The following is a 19,964-nucleotide window of genomic DNA, read 5'->3' as shown; positions in this document are numbered from 1 at the left end:
TGTGAGCCCGCGCATAGGGCGCACATCACGTACGAAGGTCAATAGGAGATAAACAGGTCCCCGGTGAGCGGGACAGACGTTCCTGTCTGTCCCGTTTTGCCCTTCCCTGATCCACTACCCGGGATCGTACGTCACAGCTTTGCCACACAATTTTGCGGCCGCTAAGAATGGCTGCCGTCGCTCAGCGCCGCGGGTCCTCCCGCGGCGTTTGTGCCGCAAGGGACGCAGAGCGACTCCGCGCTATTCGAAGAGGTCCACTCGCATGTCGCAGAACTCCACCCGTGGTCATAGTCGCGCGCTGACGAAGCGCCACAAGATCGCCATCGCCGGTGTCGCCACGCTCGGCGCCGCCGCCCTCGCGTTCTCCGCGGTGCCCAGCAGCGCGGACACGACCACGAGCGAGGCCGCTGCCCCGGCCAGGGTCGCCTACAGCTCCGAGCAGCTGAAGGGCCTGCAGTCCGACGTCAGCGAGCAGCTCGCCGCGACCAGCCTGCAGGCGCAGGCCGCCGAGGCCGCCGCCAAGAAGAAGGCCGCCGTTCAGGCCGCGGCGAAGAAGAAGGCGGCCGCCGAGGCCGCCGCCAAGAAGAAGGCCGCGCAGAAGGCCGCCCAGGAGCGCAAGGCGAAGGAGGCCGCGAGCCGGTCCGCCAAGCGTGCCGCGATCAAGGCCGCCCCCAAGAGCTACGCCAACAACCTCGACGGCTGGATCAAGCACGCCCTCGACATCATGGACGACAAGGGCATCCCCGGTACGTACAACGGTCTGTACCGCAACATCATGCGGGAGTCCTCGGGCAACCCGAGCGCCATCAACAACTGGGACATCAACGCGATCAACGGCACCCCGTCGATCGGTCTGCTGCAGATCATCAAGCCGACCTTCGACGCGTACCACGTCGCGGGCACGTCCTGGAGCCAGTACGACCCGGTCGCCAACATCGTCGCCTCCGCGAACTACGCGGCCGACAAGTACGGCTCGATCGACAACGTGAACAGCGCGTACTGACGCACGTGAACAACGCGTACTGAGGCCGCGCGGACCTCAGCTCGCGTACGCCGAAGGGCGGCACCCATCTGACGGGGTGCCGCCCTTCGGCGTCGTACGACCGCGACTACTTGCGCATGACCTCCGGCTCGTGGCGGCGCAGGAAGCGGGCCACGAGGAAGCCGCAGATCACGCCGAGCACGATCAGGGCGATCATGTCCATGCTCCAGGCGCCGACACTGTGGGCCCACAGCGGGTCGTCGCTGTCGCCCTTGGCGGGCGGGCTGATCTTGTTGAAGTCGAGCGTGGCGCCCGCGGCGGCGACCGCCCAGCGCGACGGCATCAGGTAGGACAGCTGGTTGACGCCCACCGAGTTGGCCAGCGGGAACAGGCAGCCGGTGAAGACGACCTGGACAATCGCGAACATGACCAGCAGCGGCATGGTCTTCTCGGCGGTCTTCACCAGGGCCGAGATGATCAGACCGAACATCATCGCGGTGAAGCCCAGCGCCATGATCGGAATGCACAGCTCCAGCAGGATCTGGCTGCCGAAGATCAGGCCCTTGTCCGGGATGGTGCGGCTGGAGAAGCCGATGATGCCGACCAGCAGGCCCTGCAGCATGGTGACCAGGCCGAGCACGAAGACCTTGGACATCAGGTACGCCGAGCGGGACAGGCCGGTGGCGCGCTCGCGCTCGTAGATGACCCGTTCCTTGATCAGCTCACGGACGGAGTTGGCCGCGCCGGCGAAGCAGGCGCCCACCGCGAGGATCAGCAGCACTGTCAGGGCCGTGCCGTTGGCGACGGGCTTGCCGGTGTTCGGGTTGATCTCCGTGTTGACCAGCAGGTCCTTGCCGGAGTCGATGAGCAGGCTCACCGAACCGAGGACGAGCGGCAGGATGATCGACAGGGCCAGGAAGCCCTTGTCGGAGGCGATCACCGAGACATAGCGGCGCACCAGCGTGCCGAACTGGGACATCCAGCCCTGCGGCTTCGGCGGCTTCATCGCCTGCATGGGCGGCATCTGTACGGACTGCGGCGCAACGGCGTCGATGTCCGCGGCGTACATCTGGTAGTGCTGCGAGCCCTTCCAGCGTCCGGCCCAGTCGTAGTCGCGGTAGTTCTCGAAGGCGGAGAAGACGTCGGCCCAGCTGTCGTAGCCGAAGAAGTTCAGCGCCTCCTCGGGCGGGCCGAAGTACGCGACCGCACCGCCGGGAGCCATCACGAGGAGCTTGTCGCAGATCGCCAGCTCGGCCACCGAGTGGGTGACGACGAGGACCGTGCGGCCGTCGTCGGCGAGTCCGCGCAGCAGCTGCATGACGTCGCGGTCCATGCCCGGGTCGAGGCCCGAGGTGGGCTCGTCCAGGAAGATCAGCGACGGCTTGGTGAGGAGCTCCAGGGCCACCGAGACGCGCTTGCGCTGGCCGCCGGAGAGAGACGTGACCTTCTTCTCCTTGTGGATGTCGAGCTTCAGCTCGCGCAGCACCTCGTCGATACGGGCCTCGCGCTCGACGCCGGTGGTGTCGGCGGGGAAGCGGAGCTTGGCCGCGTACTTCAGGGCCTTCTTGACGGTCAGCTCCTTGTGCAGGATGTCGTCCTGCGGGACCAGACCGATGCGCTGACGCAGCTCGGCGAACTGCTTGTAGAGGTTCCGGTTGTCGTAGAGGACATCGCCCTGGTTGGCGGGCCGGTAGCCCGTCAGCGCCTTGAGCAGCGTCGACTTGCCGGAACCGGACGGTCCGATGACCGCGATCAGCGACTTCTCCGGGACGCCGAAGGAGACGTCCTTCAGGATCTGCTTGCCGCCGTCGACCGTGACGGTCAGGTGGCGGGCCGAGAAGGAGACCTCACCGGTGTCGACGAACTCCTCGAGCCGGTCGCCGACGATCCGGAAGGTCGAGTGACCGACACCGACGATGTCCGCCGGGCCGAGCAGCTGCGAACCGCCCTTGGCGATCGGCTGGCCGTTGACGTAGGTGCCGTTGTGCGAGCCGAGGTCGCGGATCTCCATGCGGCCGTCGGGCGTCGAGCGGAACTCGGCGTGCAGACGGGAGACCTGGAGGTCGGAGACGACCAGCTCGTTCTCCAGGGCACGACCGATGCGCATGACGCGGCCGATCGAGAACTGGTGGAACGTGGTCGGGCTGCGGTCGCCGTAGACCGGCGGCGCCCCCGCGCCGACGCCGGGGCCGCCCTGCTGCGGCGGGATGTTCGCGGGCGGCTGCTGCCAGCCGGCCTGCGGGGCCTGCTGCGCCGGTGCCTGCTGGTGAGGCGCCTGCGGCTGCGGCGCCTGGGCCCAGCCCGGGCCGGCGCCCTGCGCGGCGTACGGCTGCTGCTGGGGCTGCGGCGTGACAGCCGCCGCGGCGCCGGAGACGCTCACGCGCGGTCCGTCGGTCGCGTTGCCGAGATGCACCGCCGTGCCAGGGCCGATCTCCAGCTGGTGGATCCGCTGGCCCTGCACGAAGGTGCCGTTGGTCGAGCCGTGGTCCTCGATGACCCAACTGCGGCCGCTCCAGCTGATCGTGGCGTGACGCCAGGACACCCTGGCGTCGTCCAGCACGATGTCACCCTGCGGATCGCGTCCGAGGGTGTAAGGCCTGGACGGGTCGAGCGTCCAGGTACGTCCGTTCAATTCCAGTACGAGTTCCGGCACTCCATGCCCCATGAGTAGTCCCCCGAGTTACCCCCAACACAGGGAGTCTAGGGATGTCGAACATCGTCGGGAACTATTTCAGGCTCGGCCCCCTGACCGAAAGTCGGGCCTTGTGAAGACCACGTACGTACGCATCGACCGGTCCCGTTGACGGGGTTGAAACCGACCCGGAGAGTGGTAATCCACGCGAGGGGGACATGCGCGGCGATCGCCGCGCCGCGGATCGGGGGGTCTGCCATGAGTGCGTCCACGAACGTCGAGGCCGCGAAGTACGGCGCGAAGCTGCCGTGGGGAGACATCCTGCTGACCGCGATCGTCGCCGTGAGCTGGGCGTTGATCGGCATGGCCGGCGTCGCGGCGCTCGGGCTGCACCTGCTGGGGGCCGACGCGACGGCCTCGCTGGGCCCGATGACCGCGGCTGTGGTGGCGCTTGGGGCGGGTGGTTCGGTGACGCCGTCCGGAGATGTGTCCGCATTCGGCCTCACCGGCGCGGAGGCGGCGACCGCCATCGAGATCACGCCACTGGGGGTGAGCCTGGTCGGCGCGCTCCTTTTGTCATGGTTCTTCCTACGGTCCCTGCGGTCGGCGGGAGTTGTGATCGCACCGGCCGAACTCCTGGCGCGCGCGGGCGCGGTGATCGTCCTCTTCGTGGCCACCCTGGGCGGGCTGGCCTGGGCGGGGCACGACGTCATCACGATCGACGGCGGCGCCCTCGGGCTCGACAAGCTGCCCGGCGGCGGGGGCGGGGGCGGCGGTGGCCTGAAGATCCCCGGACTCGGTGACGTCGGGGACATCGGAGGGCTGCTGCCGGACAAGATCGGCAACCTCGTCGACGCGAAGGCGGCGGTCGGCTTCACCGTGGACACGGTGCCGACGCTGCTGGGCGGGCTGGGCTGGTCGGCGGGCATCCTGCTGATCGCCCTGCTGGCGTCCCGCCGTACGCCCCTCCCCCGCGGCCTGGAGGCCGTGCACCGCGTGGTCCGCCCGGCGGTGTCGGCCCTCGTCGCGGTGCTGCTGGTGGCGGTCGCGGCGGGGCTCGCGGCGGCGGCGTACGCGGCGATCGGCGACGACCACCCGAAGCGGATCGCGGGCGCGGCGCTGCTGGGCACGCCCAACGGCACCTGGCTCGGCATCCCGATCGGCCTGTTCGTCCCGTGGGACGGCCGCGCGACGGGCCCCCTGACCGCGTTCCTCCCCGCTCCCCTGGACGACCTGCTCAGCTCCCAACGCGACGAGTCCGTCTCCCTCTCCCGCCTCGCCGAACTCGACAGCCGGGTCTGGCTGTTGGCGGTCGCGGCGGCCGTGATGATGCTGCTGGCGGGGGTGCTGGCGGCGGTGCGGACGCCGGTGGGCGTGGTGGTGAGGGGAGATGCTGGGGGCTTGGGTGCCTCGTACGTACGTGATCCGGGCGCCCTCGGCTTCGCCGGGCGCTGTGCGCTGCGGCTGGGATTGGCGACGGCGTTGGCGCTGCCGTTGCTGGCCTGGCTGACGGAGGTGTCGGTGGACGCCTCGCTGTCGGTACTGGGCTTCGACGCGTTCGGCGCCGGCATCGAACTCCACGGCCACCTCGGCATGGCCCTGCTCCTGGGCGCCCTGTGGGGCGCGGGCGCGGGCGCGGCCGGGGCCCTGCTGGCACGGGCGACGGGGGCGGCCGGGCAACGGGCGGCTGCGTTGGCACTGGGTGACGTGGCGGGAGCTGCGGATGGTTCGGGCGGCGCGGGCGGCGGGGGCGGTTCCGGGGTCGCGGTGGGTTGGGGCGGCGGGGCGGGGCCTGATGCCGGGGAGTCGGGGGTTGGGACGCAGGGGGGTGGGTCCTGGGCTGGGCAGCAGGGAGATGGGTCCTGGGCTGGGCCTTATGCGGGTGGGGGCGGAGCCTCGGGGGTGAGCGGCGGCGCCGGGGCAGCGGGGGCTGGTGCGGGTGGGGCGTGGTCGCGTGAGGGCGGGGCCGCTCCTTATGCCGGCGAAGGCGGGGCTGCGCCTTATGCCGGTGAAGGCCGGGAGTGGTCGCGCGGAGGCGGGGCCGGGCCGTACGCCGGTGAAGGCGGGGCTGCGTCTGCGGATCAGGGTGGGGCCTGGGATACGGGACGCGGCGGCGCTTCGACCTCCGGGGCTGGTCGAGGGATGGCTTCCGGGGCGGGGCCGGGCGGGGCCTCAGCTTCAGGGGCGGGACAGGGCGGGGCCTCGGGGGAGGCTGGACCGTACGTGCCGGGTACGCCGTATCGGCCGCCGAATCCCGACACCAATCCGTATCTGCGTGTGCCGGAGGAGCTGCGAGGCCCCGAGGACGCTCGGCCGCCCGAGGGGCGGGGCGCGGGGGTGGCGGACGCCCCGCCGGGCGGCTCACGGCCGCACTACGGCTCACCGCCCGGAGACTCACGACCTCAGTACGGCTCACCGCCCGGACCTGGACGTCCACGCCCCGGGGAGCCGGGCAGCGGCGCCGGTCAGTCCGGCGGGTGGCCAGGGGGCCGTGGGCGGCCTGATGACTCGCGCGGGTCCGACGACGGGGAGCCGGTCGACGAGCCACCCCCCGCCGGGGACGACGTGTACGGCGCGCCCACCATGGTGCGGCCGATCCAGCCGCCCTCGCGGAAGCCGCCGTCGGCGCCCGGTGAAGGGACGCCGCCGCCTCCGCCGCCCCCGCCTCCTCCCCCACCCGGCAGGCCGAAGGGGCGGAGGTGACCGCCCGAGGGCCACAGGGCGGTGCGTAAGATCCGGTCCATCTGAACGACACCGAGTGTTCCCTGTCCGCCAGGCGGACCTCAGGGGCGCAAGGCACTGCGTGCCGGATACGGTGGGTGCACCATGAGCGCTTCGCAGACCTCCGACGTACCCACTCTTCTCGTCAAGATCTTCGGCAAGGACAAGCCGGGCATCACGGCCGGTCTCTTCGACACCCTCGCCGCCTACTCGGTCGACGTCGTCGACATCGAGCAGGTCGTCACCCGTGGCCGGATGGTGCTGTGCGCGCTCGTGACCGAGCCGCCGCGCGGGCTCGAGGGTGAACTGCGGTCGACCGTCCACAGCTGGGCGGAGTCGGTGAAGATGCAGGCGGAGATCATCTCCGGCCTCGGCGACAACCGCCCCCGCGGCCTCGGCCGTTCCCTGGTCACCGTGCTCGGCCACCCGCTCACCGCGGAGGCCACGGCCGCGATCGCCGCCCGGATCACCAAGGCCGGCGGCAACATCGACCGTATCTTCCGGCTCGCCAAGTACCCGGTGACGGCTGTGGAGTTCGCGGTGTCCGGTGTCGAGACCCCGCCGCTGCGCACCGCGCTGGTGACCGACGCCGCGGCGCTCGGTGTGGACGTCGCCGTCGTCGCGGCGGGCCTGCACCGGCGCGCTCAGCGTCTCGTCGTCATGGACGTGGACTCCACCCTCATCCAGGACGAGGTCATCGAGCTCTTCGCGGCGCACGCCGGCTGCGAGGACAAGGTCGCCGAGGTGACGGCGGCCGCGATGCGCGGGGAGCTGGACTTCGAGCAGTCGCTGCACGCGCGCGTGGCCCTGCTGGAGGGGCTGGACGCGTCCGTCGTCGAGAAGGTGCGCACCGAGGTGCGGCTGACCCCCGGTGCCCGCACCCTCATCCGCACCCTCAAGCGGCTCGGCTACCAGGTCGGCGTCGTCTCCGGCGGGTTCACCCAGGTCACCGACGATCTGAAGGAGCGGCTCGGGCTGGACTTCGCCCAGGCCAACACCCTGGAGATCGTCGACGGCAAGCTGACCGGGCGGGTCACCGGCGAGATCGTCGACCGGGCCGGCAAGGCACGGCTGCTGCGCCGGTTCGCCGCCGAGGCGGGGGTGCCACTGTCGCAGACCGTGGCCATCGGCGACGGCGCCAACGACCTGGACATGCTGAACGCGGCCGGCCTCGGCGTCGCCTTCAACGCCAAGCCGGTGGTGCGGGAGGCCGCGCACACCGCGGTGAACGTGCCGTTCCTGGACACCGTCCTCTACCTGCTCGGCGTCACCCGCGAAGAGGTCGAGGCGGCGGACACCCACGACGACGTGCTCTGACATCCCCGGATCGTCCGACACCTCCGCATCATGCGGTGAGGGCCCGGCACCTCCGCGGTGCCGGGCCCTCGCCGTCATGACTCGGTGCGGATCATTCCGACGGTGCCCAGTAGTCGACGAGGGTGGCCACGCCCGGCTCCAGGCTCTTCCAGGAACCGGTGAAGGACAGGACCGCGAACGCGGCGGCCGGGAAGCCGCGGCGGGTCATCCGCTCGCGGGCGTCGCCCTCGGCCGAGCCCGCCAGGATCTCGGCGAGACCCTGCACGCCGGGGTTGTGGCCGATCAGGACGACGTTCTGGGAGTCGTCCGGGGTCTCGTTGAGCACGGCGATGAGTTCGCCGGGAGAGGCCTCGTAGATCCGCTCCTCATAGACGGTTTTCGGCCGGTGCGCGAGTTCGTGCACGGCGAGCTTCCATGTCTCACGGGTGCGGACCGCCGTGGAGCACAGGGCCAGGTCGAGGGTGATGTCGGAGTCGGCCAGCTTCCGCCCTGCCACGGCCGCGTCCATGCGTCCCCGCTCGGCAAGCGGTCGCTCATGGTCGGACACCTGTGGCCAGTCGGCTTTCGCATGCCGGAAAAGGACAATCCTGCGCGGTTCTGCGACGCTCATGGGACCCAGCTTCGCATGAAACAGGCCATGGGGCGCAGGGAGTTGACATGCGGCTGCGACGATGCCTGGCGATCACCGCGGGCCGGGGAATCCGGGCCGGTCAGCGCGCGGCCAGCTGCTGTATGCGCTCGAAGAGATGGGTGATCGCCGGGTCGCCCGCGGCGGCCTGCGCGTCGGCCGGGTTGAGTATCAGCGCGAGCAGGGTGATGAAGGCGAGCGTCGGCAGGGCGAGGGCCCACCAGGGCAGCCGGATGTCGGCGCGACCCCGGGTCGCCGGGTGGGGCGGGGTGTGCGATGGGGCCGACATGGGTGCCTCCGCGTCTCTCCGAGTGGGCCGGTGGTCCGCTCGGTCGCGGCCACATCTCGAAGGTACGGATCCGGCGGCCCCCAACCCATCCGGTGATCCACCCAGTTGACCCTGAGACCCGCCCCCTAGGGGACGGGGGGATAACCCCACCCCCGCCCTCCGGAGTCGGAGGAGGTCAGGGCGAGGCGATCGTCGCGATGACGGCGATGATCACGAAGATGGCGAGGAACGAGCCGAAGACGAGCAGCATCTTCTTCTGGCCGTTCTGGGGGTTCGGGTCGAGCACTGGCATGCGGCAAGTCTCGCACCCCCGTCCGCCACGAGCCCGGTCGGGGTGGGGTCAGCGGGCCGCCTCCTCCTCGACCGTGCGATCGCGTCCGGCGAGCACGCCCACGACCATCTGCGGGATCATCAGCCCGGCCATGAGGGCGATCGGCAGCCCCCAGCCGCCGCTGTGCTGGTAGAGGACGCCCACGAGGAGCGGCCCGGGGATGGAGATGAGATAGCCGGTGCTCTGCGCGAAGGCGGACAGCTGGGCGACGCCCGCGCCGCTCCTGGCCCGCATCCCGACCATGGTGAGGGCCAGCGGGAAGGAGCAGTTGGAGATGCCGAGCAGCAGGGCCCAGGCCCAGGCTCCGGCGGCCGGCGCGAGATACAGCCCGGCGTAGCCCACGAGGCCGCAGACGCCGAGCACGAGGACGATCGGGCCCTGGTGCGGCAGCCGGGTGGCCACGCGCGGGATGACGAAGGCGAGCGGTACGCCCATCACCATCGTGACGGCCAGCAGCAGTCCCGCCGTGCTCGCGGGCACGCCCGCGTCCCGGAAGATCTGCGGCATCCAGCCCATCGTGATGTAGGCGGCGGTGGCCTGGAGGCCGAAGAAGACGGCGAGCGCCCAGGCGGTGCGGCTGCGGGTGATCCGCAGCGCGGGCCGCGTCTCACGCGCGGGCGCCTGTCCGGCGGGGGCCGCGCCCTGCTGGGGTACGCCGCCCTCCTGCCGTACCCCGCCCTGCCGGCTTACGCCGCCCTCCTGCCGTACGCCGTCGTCCTGCCGTACGCCGTCGCGCTGCCGTACGAACGGGATCCACGGCAGTACGGCGACGGCGGCCAGGGCCGCCCACACCGCGAGGCCGGTCTGCCAGCTGCCGCCCAGCAGGTCGGTCACCGGCACGGTCGCCGCGGCGGCCGTGGCGGTGCCGAGGGCCAGTGCCATGGAGTACAGGCCGGTCATGGAGCCGACCCGGTCGGGGAACCAGCGCTTGACGATGACCGGCATCAGGACGTTGCTGACGGCGATGCCCATGAGGGCGAGGCCGCTTGCGGCCAGGAAGCCGGCGGTGCCGCCGACGTAGGGCCGGATCAGCAGGCCGGCGGTGATGGCGGCCATGCCGGCGCAGACGACCGCGCCCGGGCCGAAGCGGCGGGCGAGGCGCGGGGCCATGACACCGAAGACGGCGAAGCACAGCGGGGGCACGGAGGTGAGCACCCCGGCGACGCTGCCGCTCATGCCGAGTCCGTCGCGGACCTCCTCCAGGAGGGCGCCGAGGCTGGTGATGGCGGGGCGGAGGTTGACGGCGGCCAGCACGATGCCGAGCACGAGCAGCCGTGTCGTCCACGCGCGCGTGGCCGGTTCGGGGGTGTCGCCGGTCGCCGAGCTTCGGATGTGCGGGGACGTCGTCGTCCGGGTTTCCTCGCTTGCCATGTCGCCCATCATAGAATCATTGGATGATTGGCTGTCCATCCCCTGGCCGCCTGCGGGCGCCCGTCCCGTGCGAAGGTGTGCCATGCCTCTGAGCCACCCCCGTCGATCGGCGCTGTCCGAGCAGGTCATCGCCGCGCTGCGGCAGCAGATCACCGCCGGCGAGTGGCCGGTGGGCTCGCGCATCCCGACCGAGCCGGAGCTGGTCGAGCAGCTCGGGGTGGCCCGCAACACGGTCCGTGAGGCCGTCCGTGCGCTCGCCCACAACGGTCTGCTGGACATCCGCCAGGGTTCCGGCACGTACGTCGTGGCGACCAGCGAGCTGGCCGGGGTGATGCAGCGCCGGTTCGCCGACGCCGACCCGCGGCACATCGCCGAGCTGCGCTCCACGCTGGAGTCGTCCGCCGCGCAGCTGGCCGCCGGGCGGCGTACGGAGAAGGACCTCAAGCAGCTCGACGCGCTCCTGGTACGCCGTGAGGAGGCCTGGGAGGCGCGGGACAAGGAGGCCTTCGTGGCGGCGGACGCGACCTTCCACCTCGCCGTGGTGTCCGCGTCCCACAACGACGTCATGACGGCGATGTACGCGGATCTGGGCGAGGTGCTGCGGGACTGGCTGCGCGACGACGTCGGCGAGGAGATGACGCCGGAGTCGTATCTGGACCACTCGGGGCTGGTGGACGCGATCCGCGCGGGCGACGCGGAGGCGGCCGCGGCGCAGGCGGCGGGCTACCCGTTCCAGTGCCGGCCGGGGCTGTTCACGCCTTCTGGTGACTGACCCACACCGAGCGGACTTCCTTCCAGCAGCGGCCGTCGAGCCGTACGGTCTGCGCGGGCCCGGCCTCCACGGGAGCGCCGTCGCTGTCCACGTCCCACCAGCGGTCGCACTCGATGTGCAGCCGCACCCGGTCGACGTCGGGGTAGGGGTTGTGGCAGTAGGCGGTCACACGGGAGCCGGTGATCTTGCTGTAGCACGCGGCGCCGAACAGATCGGGTGCCTTGTCCTCGCGCGCGTGGGGCGACGCTTCCTGCGGCAGGGACATCAGCAGGACGGCTGCGACGGCTATCGGGGCCAGGCTGCGGGACAGGCGCACAAGGGGACCTCCTCGGCCGTGCTGGGGAGGGAAGCGGTGAACGCGTAATCCAGAGTGCCCAGTTGTGCCGCTCCCCCGCCCGGCCGGATGGGCCGAACGGGTGAGGGCCCGCGTTCCGGAGAACGCGGGCCCTCATCGTGGGAGACGTCAGGCGCCGATGGCGTGCAGACCGCCGTCGACGTGGACGATCTCGCCGGTGGTCTTCGGGAACCAGTCGCTCAGCAGGGCGACGACGCCCTTGCCGGCCGGCTCCGGATCCTCCAGCTTCCACTCCAGCGGGGAGCGGCTGTCCCAGACGGCCGCCAGCTCCGCGAAGCCCGGGATGGACTTGGCGGCCATGGAGCCGATCGGACCCGCCGAGATCAGGTTGCAGCGGATGTCGTGCTTGCCCAGGTCACGGGCCATGTAGCGGTTGGTGGCCTCCAGGGCGGCCTTGGCCGGGCCCATCCAGTCGTACTGCGGCCAGGCGAACTGCGCGTCGAAGGTGAGGCCGACGACGGAGCCGCCCTCGGTCATCAGCGGCAGCAGCGCCATGGTCAGCGACTTCAGGGAGAAGGCGGAGACGTGCATGGCGGTGGCCACGGACTCGAACGGCGTGTTCAGGAAGTTCCCGCCGAGCGCGTCCTGCGGCGCGAAGCCGATGGAGTGCACGACACCGTCGAGCTTGTCGCCCAGGTGCTCGCGGACCTGGCTCTCCAGGCGGGCGAGGTGCTCGTCGTTGGAGACGTCGAGCTCCAGGACCTTGACGTCCGGGTTGGGCAGCTTCTTGGCGATGCGCTCGGTGAGGGTCGGCCGCGGCCACGCGGTGAGGATGACCTCCGCGCCCTGCTCCTGGGCCAGCTTGGCGGTGTGGAAGGCGATGGAGGACTCCATCAGCACACCGGTGATGAGGATCTTCTTGCCGTCGAGGATTCCAGCCATGGTGTCAGTGACCCATTCCCAGTCCGCCGTCAACCGGGATGACGGCTCCAGTGATGTACGAGGCGTCGTCGGAGGCGAGGAACCGCACCGTCGCGGCGACTTCCTCCGGCTGCGCGTAACGGCCGAGCGGCACGGACTGCACGATGTTCGCCCGCTGCTCTTCGGTGAGCACCTTGGTCATGTCGGTGTCGACGAAGCCGGGGGCGACGACGTTGAACGTGATGTTGCGCGAGCCGAGCTCCCGCGCGAGGGAGCGCGCGAAGCCGACCAGGGCGGCCTTGGAGGCGGCGTAGTTGGCCTGCCCGGGGCCGCCGTACAGCCCGACGACCGACGAGATCAGGACGACGCGGCCCTTCTTGGCGCGCAGCATGCCGCGGTTGGCGCGCTTGACGACGCGGAAGGTGCCGGTGAGGTTGGTGTCGAGGACGGACGTGAAGTCCTCCTCGGACATCCGCATCAGGAGCGTGTCCTTGGTGATGCCGGCGTTCGCGATCAGGACCTCGACCGGGCCGTGCTCGGCCTCGATCTCCTTGTAGGCCTGCTCCACCTGTTCGGTGTCGGTGATGTCGCACTTGACGGCGAGGAAGCCGGCCGGTGGCTCGCCCGAGCGGTACGTGATCGCGACCTTGTCGCCGGCGTCGGCGAAAGCGCGGGCAATGGCGAGGCCGATGCCCCGGTTGCCTCCGGTGACGAGAACCGAGCGGCTCAACGGATCACCCTTTCCATAGCGGTCTGAATGCCCGCCCGAACACCTGGATGACAGGCGGCTTCTCCGAAAATCTATCGGTCCCCGGCCTCCGGCGGACAATCGGGCAGCGACAGTGGCTAAGGGGACTCGCTGTCGGGTCTCTACAGAAGGACCCGCGTGGCCGCCCGGAAACGTATGGTCGCTCGACCCGCGCACGAGACATGATGCGGAGTCCAGGTCACGACAGCAGGGAGATACCTCGGTGCCTCATACCATCGACGAAGCCTTCACAGCGCTTCCCCTACGCGCCCTCGCCGACGCCGCGCTGGCACGCGCGCGTGCGCTGGGTGCCGAGCACGCGGACTTCCGGTTCGAGCGGGTGCGCAGCGCGTCCTGGCGGCTGCGGGACGCCAAGCCCGCCGGGTCCTCGGACACCACCGACCTCGGGTACGCGGTGCGGGTCGTGCACGGGGGGACCTGGGGTTTCGCGTCCGGCGTGGATCTGACGATGGACGCGGCGGCGCGGGTCGCCTCGCAGGCGGTGGCCATGGCGAAGCTGTCCGCCCAGGTGATCAAGGCCGCCGGTTCCGATGAACGGGTCGAGCTGGCGGACGAGCCGGTGCACGCCGAGAAGACGTGGATCTCGTCGTACGAGATCGATCCGTTCACCGTGCCCGACGAGGAGAAGGCCGGGCTGCTCGCGGAGTGGAGCGCGCGGCTGCTGGCGGCGAACGGGGTCAACCACGTCGACGCCTCGCTGCTCACCGTCCATGAGAACAAGTTCTACGCCGACACCGCCGGGACCGTGACCACCCAGCAGCGGGTCCGGCTGCACCCGGCGCTGACCGCGGTGTCGGTCGACGAGTCGAGCGGCGAGTTCGACTCGATGCGGACCATCGCGCCGCCGGTCGGCCGGGGCTGGGAGTACCTCACCGGCACCGGCTGGGACTGGGAGAGCGAGCTGGCGCAGATCCCCGAGCTGCTCGCCGAGAAGATGCGGGCGCCGAGTGTCGAGTCCGGGGTGTACGACCTGGTCGTCGACCCGTCCAACCTGTGGCTGACCATCCACGAGTCCATCGGCCACGCCACCGAGCTGGACCGCGCCCTCGGCTACGAGGCCGCCTACGCCGGCACCTCCTTCGCCACCTTCGACCAGCTCGGCAAGCTGCGCTACGGCTCCGACCTGATGAACGTCACCGGTGACCGCACCGCCGAGCACGGCCTCGCGACCATCGGCTACGACGACGAGGGCGTCGAGGGCCAGTCCTGGGACCTGGTGAAGGACGGCACGCTCGTCGGCTACCAGCTGGACCGGCGCATCGCGAAGCTGACCGGCTTCGCGCGCTCCAACGGCTGCGCGTTCGCCGACTCGCCCGGCCATGTGCCGGTGCAGCGCATGGCCAACGTGTCCCTGCAGCCCGATCCGGCCGGCATGTCGACCGAGGACCTGATCGGCGGCGTCGACCGCGGCATCTACGTCGTCGGCGACCGCTCCTGGTCCATCGACATGCAGCGCTACAACTTCCAGTTCACCGGCCAGCGGTTCTTCAAGATCGAGAACGGCCGGATCGCCGGCCAGCTGCGGGACGTCGCCTACCAGGCGACCACCACCGACTTCTGGGGCTCCATGGCCGCCGTCGGCGGTCCGCAGACCTATGTCCTCGGGGGCGCCTTCAACTGCGGCAAGGCCCAGCCGGGCCAGGTCGCCGCCGTGTCGCACGGCTGCCCGTCGGCCCTCTTCAAGGGCGTCAACATTCTGAACACCACCCAGGAGGCCGGTCGATGAGCTCTCGTACGAACAAGCCGCACGAGATCGTCGAGCGCGCCCTGGAGCTGTCCCGCGCGGACGGCTGTGTCGTCATCGCCGACGAGCAGTCCACGGCGAACCTGCGCTGGGCCGGCAATGCGCTCACCACCAACGGCGTCACGCGCTCCCGCACCCTCACCGTGATCGCGACGGTCGACGGCAAGGAGGGCACCGCCTCGGGTGTCGTCTCCCGCGCCGCCGTCACCCTGGACGAGCTGGAGCCCCTGGTGCGGGCCGCGGAGGCCGCCGCGCGCGGGGCGGCGCCCGCCGAGGACGCGCAGCCTCTGGTCAGGGACGTACCGGCCTCCCCCGACTTCACGGACGCGCCGTCCGAGACGTCCTCCGCCGTCTTCGCGGATTTCGCCCCGGCGCTCGGTGAATCGTTCGCACGCGCGCGTGCGGGCGGCCGGGAACTGTACGGTTTCGCCAATCATGAGCTGGTCTCCAGTTACCTCGGCACCTCCACCGGCCTTCGACTGCGTCACGACCAGCCCAACGGCACCCTCGAGCTGAACGCCAAATCCCCGGACCGTACGCGTTCGGCGTGGGCGGGCCGGTCCACGCGGGACTTCAAGGACGTCGACCCGGCCGCCCTGGACGCCGAACTCGCCGTACGCCTGGGCTGGGCCGAGCGCAAGCACGACCTGCCCGCGGGGCGGTACGAGACGCTGCTGCCGCCGACCGCCGTCGCGGACCTGCTCATCTACCAGATGTGGTCGGCGTCGGGCCGGGACGCCGCCGAGGGCCGGACCGTGTTCTCCAAGCCGGGCGGCGGCACCCGGCTCGGCGACCGGCTCACCGAGCTGCCGCTGACGCTGCGCAGCGACCCGAACGAGCCGGGTCTGGAGTCCGCCCCGTTCGTGCTCGCGCACTCCTCCGGCGGGGACTCGTCGGTGTTCGACAACGGGCTGCCGCTGACGGCCACCGAGTGGATGCGAGAGGGCGAGCTGAGCAACCTGCTCACCAGCCGGCACAGCGCCGGGCTGACCGGGCTGCCGGTGGCGCCGGGGATCGACAACCTGATCCTCGACGGCGGCGAGGACCGGTCCCTGGAGGAGATGGTCGCGAACACCGAGCGCGGGCTGCTGCTGACCTGCCTGTGGTACATCCGCGAGGTCGATCCGGCGACCCTGCTGCTGACCGGGCTGACCCGGGACGGTGTCTATCTGGTCGAGAACGGCGAGGTGACCGGCGAGGTCAACAACTTCCGGTTCAACGAGTCGCCGGTGGACCTGCTGGGCCGGGCCACCGAGGCCGGGCGCACGGAAAAGACGCTGCCGAGGGAGTGGAGCGACTGGTTCACTAGGGCTGCGATGCCGGCCCTGCGGGTGCCGGACTTCAATATGAGCTCTGTCAGTCGGGGCGTATAACCTCGTAGCCGGTAGTCACTCGGCTGCCCGAAGATCATCAAGGAGACGCGAGAACCGTGACGGACATCGTCGACGAGCTGAAGTGGCGTGGGCTGATCGCCCTCTCCACTGACGAGGACGCATTGCGCAAGGCGTTCGCGGACGGTCCCGTCACGTTCTATTGCGGCTTCGACCCGACCGCGCCCAGCCTGCACCTCGGCAACCTCGTGCAGATCCTGACGATGCGCCGGATCCAGGACGCGGGCAACCGTCCCCTGGGCCTGGTCGGTGGTGCGACGGGTCTGATCGGCGACCCGAAGCCGAACTCCGAGCGCACGCTCAACGCCCCCGACACCGTCGCCCAGTGGGTCGAGCGGCTGCGTGCGCAGATCGCGCCGCTGCTGGACTTCGAGGGGCCGAACGCCGCGGTCATGGTCAACAACCTGGACTGGACGCAGGGCCTGTCGGCCATCGAGTTCCTGCGGGACGTCGGCAAGCACTTCCGGGTCAACAAGATGATCGCGAAGGAGGCCGTCTCCCGGCGGCTCAACTCCGACGCGGGCATCAGCTACACCGAGTTCAGCTACCAGATCCTGCAGGGCATGGACTTCCTGGAGCTGTACCGGCGGTACGGCTGCACCCTGCAGACCGGCGGCAGCGACCAGTGGGGCAACCTCACCTCGGGCACCGACCTGATCCACCGGGTCGAGCCGGAGGCCGTGGTGCACGCGCTGGGCACTCCGCTGATCACCAAGGCCGACGGCACCAAGTTCGGCAAGACGGAGTCCGGCACGGTCTGGCTCGACCCCGAGATGACCACGCCGTACGCCTTCTACCAGTTCTGGCTGAACGCGGACGACCGGGACGTCTCCAAGTTCCTGCGCATCTTCAGCTTCAAGTCCCGTGAGGAGATCGAGGAGCTGGAGAAGGCGACCGAGGAGCGCCCGCAGGCCCGTGCCGCCCAGCGTGCGCTGGCCGAGGAGCTGACGACGCTGGTGCACGGCGCCGACCAGACGGCGGCCGTGATCGCCGCGTCCAAGGCCCTCTTCGGTCAGGGCGAGCTGGCGGAGCTGGACGACAGAACGCTGGCGGCGGCGCTGTCCGAGGTGCCGCACATCCAGGTCGCCGAGCTCGGTCTCGTCGTGGACCTGTTCGCCGAGGTCGGTCTCGTGGCCAGCAAGTCGGCGGCGCGGCGCACCGTGAAGGAGGGCGGCGCCTACGTGAACAACGTCAAGGTCGCCGCCGAGGACGCCGTTCCCGCCAAGGAGGACCTGCTGCACGGGCGGTGGCTGGTGCTGCGGCGGGGGAAGAAGAACCTGGCCGCGGTCGAGGTGACCGGAGCGTAGAACGCCGTAGGGGCGCGGGTGGCCTGGCGACTGCCGCTTCGTCGTGGCTGGTCGCGCCCACGCGGCGGAGCCGCAGATCGGCACAGTCCCGCGCCCCTCAGGGCGTTGCTCTCACGCCCGCTGTTTGCGCTTGCCCAGCGTCGCCATGTACAGCATGTCGCCGACGCCCACGATGATGATCGCGGCGATCAGCTGGAAGGCGTGGCGGCTCCAGTCGATGCCGGAGGTCGCGTCGACGCCCGCCCAGCGGGCGATGGCGTTGCCGACGAGGGCGCCCAGCATGCCGAAGATGGTCGTCAGCCAGAGCGGACTGTGCTGCTTGCCCGGGATGATCGCCTTCGCGATCAGGCCCAGCACGAATCCCACGATGATCGCCCACAACCAGCCCATGGCTGCCTCCTTGTACGGCTCGACGTGAGCATTACCGTCAGTGTCGGCCCATGCGCCGTACGCCGCATGTCGAGTCGGCCGTACGTGCGCAAGCGCAGGTTGTTCGCATCTGCGGGAGGTGCCCCGGTCTCGTAGGCGGCGCAGGTGCGGCGTAACGTAGGACGTGTCCGGGCCCGGTTCTCGTGCCGGGAGCGGAGCGGGAACGGGCCGGGGAGAGTCCGATGCGGGCGGATGGTGGAATGTGATGCGGAAGCAGCATGCAGGCGGCGGCGCCCAGGTGTTCCGGATCACCGGAGCCCGTGCGGGCCTTCAGGAGGACGTGCGCGGCCGGCAGCGGCGGTACGTGATCTCGATGTCGGTGCGCACGCTGTCGGTGATCCTCGCGGCCACCCTGTGGAACGTCGAACGGCACGTCGCGATCGTCGCGTTGGTGCTGGGGGCTCTGCTGCCCTACATCGCGGTGGTGATCGCGAACGCCGGGCGGGAGAACGCGCCGGGGCTGCCGTCCACCTTCGTGGCCGCTCCGCTGCGGCCGATGATCTCGCCGGCGCGGGCCGACGAACCCTTCGCGGAATCCGTCCCGGAAGACGCCGCGAGCGGTCCGGCGGCGGGTGTGCGGAGCGAGCCTCACGAGCGGATGTGACGCTCGGCGGAGGGCTCGCAACCGGACGTCACCTCCGGACCATGCTCAAGAAAAGCTCAGATCAATCATGTTGTTCCAGTGCCGGGCGACGGGTTACCCGTGACATACTTCCTACGCGCTCCGCATCCCCCGTCGGAGCGACAGACCGACGCCGGGCAGCTCCCCCCGTGGCTGCTCGGCGTCGCCTTGTTCAGCGCAGTTGGTGAGACGGACCAGTGAGTGAAGAGACCGCGCCGATCTGTTCGGCGAAGGGGTGCCGGGCCGACGCGGTGTGGGTGCTCGCGTGGAACAACCCGAAGATCCATACGCCGGAGCGGCGCAAGACGTGGCTCGCGTGCGACGAACACCGCGAGCATCTGTCCCAGTTCCTCGGGGTGCGGGGGTTCTTGAAGGACGTGGTCCTCCTCATGGACTGGGAAGCCCCCGAAGAGGCCCAGTCCTAGCCCCTTGAGGCGCCTAGCCGCCGATCGCCGACATCGGGCGGTCCGGCTGCACGAACGTCGGGTCGTCCAGGCCCGCGCCCGCCTTCTTGCCCCACATCGCCGTCCGCCAGAGGTTCGCTATCTCCTCGTCCGGGGCGCCCGAGCGCAGGGCCGCGCGGAGGTCGGTCTCCTCCTGGGCGAACAGACAGGTGCGGACCTGACCGTCGGCCGTCAGGCGGGTGCGGTCGCAGGCCGCGCAGAACGGGCGGGTGACCGAGGCGATGACACCCACCACGTGCGGGCCGCCGTCGACGATCCAGCGCTCCGCCGGGGCCGAGCCGCGCTTCTCCGAACCCTCCTCGGTCAGCTCGAAGCGGGTGCGCAGGGAGGTGAGGATGTCCCCTGCCGTGATCATGCCGTCGCGCTTCCAGCCGTGCTGGGCGTCCAGGGGCATCTGCTCGATGAAGCGCAGTTCGTAGTCGTGCTCGACGGCCCAGGCGAGGAGGTCGGGGGCCTCGTCCTCGTTGAGCCCCGGCATCAGGACCGAGTTGACCTTCACCGGGGTCAGGCCGGCCTCGCGGGCGGCGTACAGGCCCTCGATGACGTCCTTGTGGCGGTCCCGGCGGGTCAGGGTCTTGAAGACGTCCGGGCGCAGGGTGTCCAGGGAGACGTTGACCCGGTCCAGGCCCGCGGCCTTCAGGGCCGCCGCGGTGCGCTTGAGACCGATGCCGTTGGTCGTCAGCGACATCTGGGGGCGGGGCTCGAGGGCGGCGACGCGCTCGACGATGCCGACCAGGCCGGGACGCAGCAGGGGCTCGCCGCCGGTGAAGCGAACCTCCTCGATGCCGAGGGAGGTGACGGCGATGTCGATCAGGCGGACGATCTCGTCGTCCGTGAGCAGGTCGGGCTTGGCCAGCCACTGCAGGCCCTCTTCGGGCATGCAGTACGTACAGCGCAGATTGCACCGGTCGGTCAGCGACACACGCAGGTCGGTGGCCTGCCGGCCGTAGGTGTCGATGAGCACGTGGGCCCCCTCCCT

Annotated in this window: 18 protein-coding genes and 1 pseudogene; 9 read left to right on the top strand and 10 right to left on the bottom strand. The window is 70.6% G+C overall.

All coding sequences use genetic code 11. The annotated features are described in order from the left end of the window. Positions 1-262: 262 nt before the first annotated feature. Positions 263-1,003: a transglycosylase SLT domain-containing protein gene (locus ACFUO4_RS18290; RefSeq protein WP_383485582.1), complete on the top strand. Its 741-nt coding sequence runs from the start codon at positions 263-265 to the stop codon at positions 1,001-1,003. 106 nt (positions 1,004-1,109) lie between these two features. Here ACFUO4_RS18290 and ACFUO4_RS18285 read toward each other — a convergent pair whose 3' ends face one another. Further along, complete coding sequence (locus ACFUO4_RS18285; RefSeq protein ID WP_383485774.1) at positions 1,110-3,635, bottom strand: FHA domain-containing protein; 2,526 nt, start codon at positions 3,633-3,635, stop codon at positions 1,110-1,112. Positions 3,636-3,872: 237 nt separating this feature from the next. On the opposite strand from ACFUO4_RS18285, the pseudogene ACFUO4_RS18280 reads away from it, so the two are divergent. Both ACFUO4_RS18280 and serB read left to right on the top strand, forming a co-directional pair. Continuing rightward, positions 3,873-5,408 (top strand): annotated as a pseudogene (locus ACFUO4_RS18280) (streptophobe family protein); the annotation flags it as partial. A gap of 1,032 nt (positions 5,409-6,440) precedes the next feature. Continuing rightward, positions 6,441-7,652 (top strand): phosphoserine phosphatase SerB, encoded by a 1,212-nt coding sequence (gene serB, locus ACFUO4_RS18275; RefSeq protein WP_079308170.1) that lies wholly within the window; start codon positions 6,441-6,443, stop codon positions 7,650-7,652. Positions 7,653-7,743: 91 nt separating this feature from the next. Here serB and ACFUO4_RS18270 read toward each other — a convergent pair whose 3' ends face one another. From ACFUO4_RS18270 to ACFUO4_RS18255, 4 genes are all read right to left on the bottom strand, one after another. Then, on the bottom strand, positions 7,744-8,262 hold the full coding sequence (locus ACFUO4_RS18270) for a SixA phosphatase family protein (protein WP_383485578.1): 519 nt from the start codon (positions 8,260-8,262) through the stop codon (positions 7,744-7,746). A 100-nt stretch (positions 8,263-8,362) separates the two neighbouring features. After that, positions 8,363-8,569: a hypothetical protein gene (locus tag ACFUO4_RS18265; protein ID WP_059197204.1), complete on the bottom strand. Its 207-nt coding sequence runs from the start codon at positions 8,567-8,569 to the stop codon at positions 8,363-8,365. Between the two features lie 175 nt (positions 8,570-8,744). Next, positions 8,745-8,861 (bottom strand): SGM_5486 family transporter-associated protein, encoded by a 117-nt coding sequence (locus tag ACFUO4_RS18260; protein WP_097262240.1) that lies wholly within the window; start codon positions 8,859-8,861, stop codon positions 8,745-8,747. A 48-nt stretch (positions 8,862-8,909) separates the two neighbouring features. Beyond that, on the bottom strand, positions 8,910-10,283 hold the full coding sequence (locus ACFUO4_RS18255; RefSeq protein ID WP_383485573.1) for a CynX/NimT family MFS transporter: 1,374 nt from the start codon (positions 10,281-10,283) through the stop codon (positions 8,910-8,912). 70 nt (positions 10,284-10,353) lie between these two features. On the opposite strand from ACFUO4_RS18255, the gene ACFUO4_RS18250 reads away from it, so the two are divergent. Continuing rightward, entirely contained in the window at positions 10,354-11,043 is a 690-nt protein-coding gene (locus tag ACFUO4_RS18250; protein WP_079308176.1) for a FadR/GntR family transcriptional regulator, read from the top strand. Here the strand turns inward: ACFUO4_RS18250 and ACFUO4_RS18245 are convergent. The 3 genes from ACFUO4_RS18245 to fabG all read right to left on the bottom strand — a co-directional run bounded on the left by ACFUO4_RS18245 (position 11,024) and on the right by fabG (position 12,989). Then, a complete protein-coding gene (locus tag ACFUO4_RS18245; RefSeq protein WP_079308178.1) occupies positions 11,024-11,359 on the bottom strand; it encodes a hypothetical protein in 336 nt (111 codons plus the stop codon). The genes ACFUO4_RS18250 and ACFUO4_RS18245 overlap by 20 nt on opposite strands. Before the next feature lie 147 nt (positions 11,360-11,506). Then, positions 11,507-12,280, bottom strand: coding sequence for an enoyl-ACP reductase FabI (gene fabI, locus ACFUO4_RS18240; protein WP_079308180.1), 774 nt, complete (start codon positions 12,278-12,280; stop codon positions 11,507-11,509). Between the two features lie 4 nt (positions 12,281-12,284). Beyond that, positions 12,285-12,989: a 3-oxoacyl-[acyl-carrier-protein] reductase gene (gene fabG, locus ACFUO4_RS18235; protein ID WP_079308182.1), complete on the bottom strand. Its 705-nt coding sequence runs from the start codon at positions 12,987-12,989 to the stop codon at positions 12,285-12,287. A 241-nt stretch (positions 12,990-13,230) separates the two neighbouring features. Here fabG and ACFUO4_RS18230 point away from each other — a divergent pair, with 241 nt between their 5' ends. The 3 genes from ACFUO4_RS18230 to tyrS are packed head-to-tail and all read left to right on the top strand — an operon-like array spanning position 13,231 to position 17,470. Then, on the top strand, positions 13,231-14,754 hold the full coding sequence (locus ACFUO4_RS18230) for a TldD/PmbA family protein (RefSeq protein ID WP_383485567.1): 1,524 nt from the start codon (positions 13,231-13,233) through the stop codon (positions 14,752-14,754). Next, entirely contained in the window at positions 14,751-16,145 is a 1,395-nt protein-coding gene (locus tag ACFUO4_RS18225) for a metallopeptidase TldD-related protein (protein WP_383485564.1), read from the top strand. Before ACFUO4_RS18230 ends, ACFUO4_RS18225 begins: the two co-directional genes overlap by 4 nt. Positions 16,146-16,201: 56 nt before the next feature. Further along, on the top strand, positions 16,202-17,470 hold the full coding sequence (tyrS, locus tag ACFUO4_RS18220) for a tyrosine--tRNA ligase (RefSeq protein ID WP_079308188.1): 1,269 nt from the start codon (positions 16,202-16,204) through the stop codon (positions 17,468-17,470). Positions 17,471-17,581: 111 nt separating this feature from the next. Here the strand turns inward: tyrS and ACFUO4_RS18215 are convergent, their stop codons facing one another. Next, the gene (locus ACFUO4_RS18215) at positions 17,582-17,860 is read right to left on the bottom strand and encodes a GlsB/YeaQ/YmgE family stress response membrane protein (protein WP_079308190.1); all 279 of its coding nucleotides are present in this window, start codon (positions 17,858-17,860) and stop codon (positions 17,582-17,584) included. A 244-nt stretch (positions 17,861-18,104) separates the two neighbouring features. Here ACFUO4_RS18215 and ACFUO4_RS18210 point away from each other — a divergent pair, with 244 nt between their 5' ends. Both ACFUO4_RS18210 and ACFUO4_RS18205 read left to right on the top strand, forming a co-directional pair. Further along, positions 18,105-18,503 (top strand): DUF3099 domain-containing protein, encoded by a 399-nt coding sequence (locus ACFUO4_RS18210; protein WP_079308192.1) that lies wholly within the window; start codon positions 18,105-18,107, stop codon positions 18,501-18,503. Between the two features lie 215 nt (positions 18,504-18,718). Next, positions 18,719-18,946, top strand: coding sequence for a hypothetical protein (locus ACFUO4_RS18205; RefSeq protein ID WP_079308194.1), 228 nt, complete (start codon positions 18,719-18,721; stop codon positions 18,944-18,946). A gap of 13 nt (positions 18,947-18,959) precedes the next feature. Here the strand turns inward: ACFUO4_RS18205 and moaA are convergent, their stop codons facing one another. After that, positions 18,960-19,949: a GTP 3',8-cyclase MoaA gene (gene moaA, locus ACFUO4_RS18200; protein ID WP_383485558.1), complete on the bottom strand. Its 990-nt coding sequence runs from the start codon at positions 19,947-19,949 to the stop codon at positions 18,960-18,962. Between the last annotated feature and the right edge of the window lie 15 nt (positions 19,950-19,964).

The sequence above is a fragment of the Streptomyces sp. NPDC057280 genome (assembly GCF_042668605.1).
In the GTDB taxonomy this organism is placed as follows: domain Bacteria; phylum Actinomycetota; class Actinomycetes; order Streptomycetales; family Streptomycetaceae; genus Streptomyces.
The sequence above is the reverse complement of the archived record's forward strand: the minus strand, read 5'-3'. Positions and strand labels throughout refer to the sequence as shown.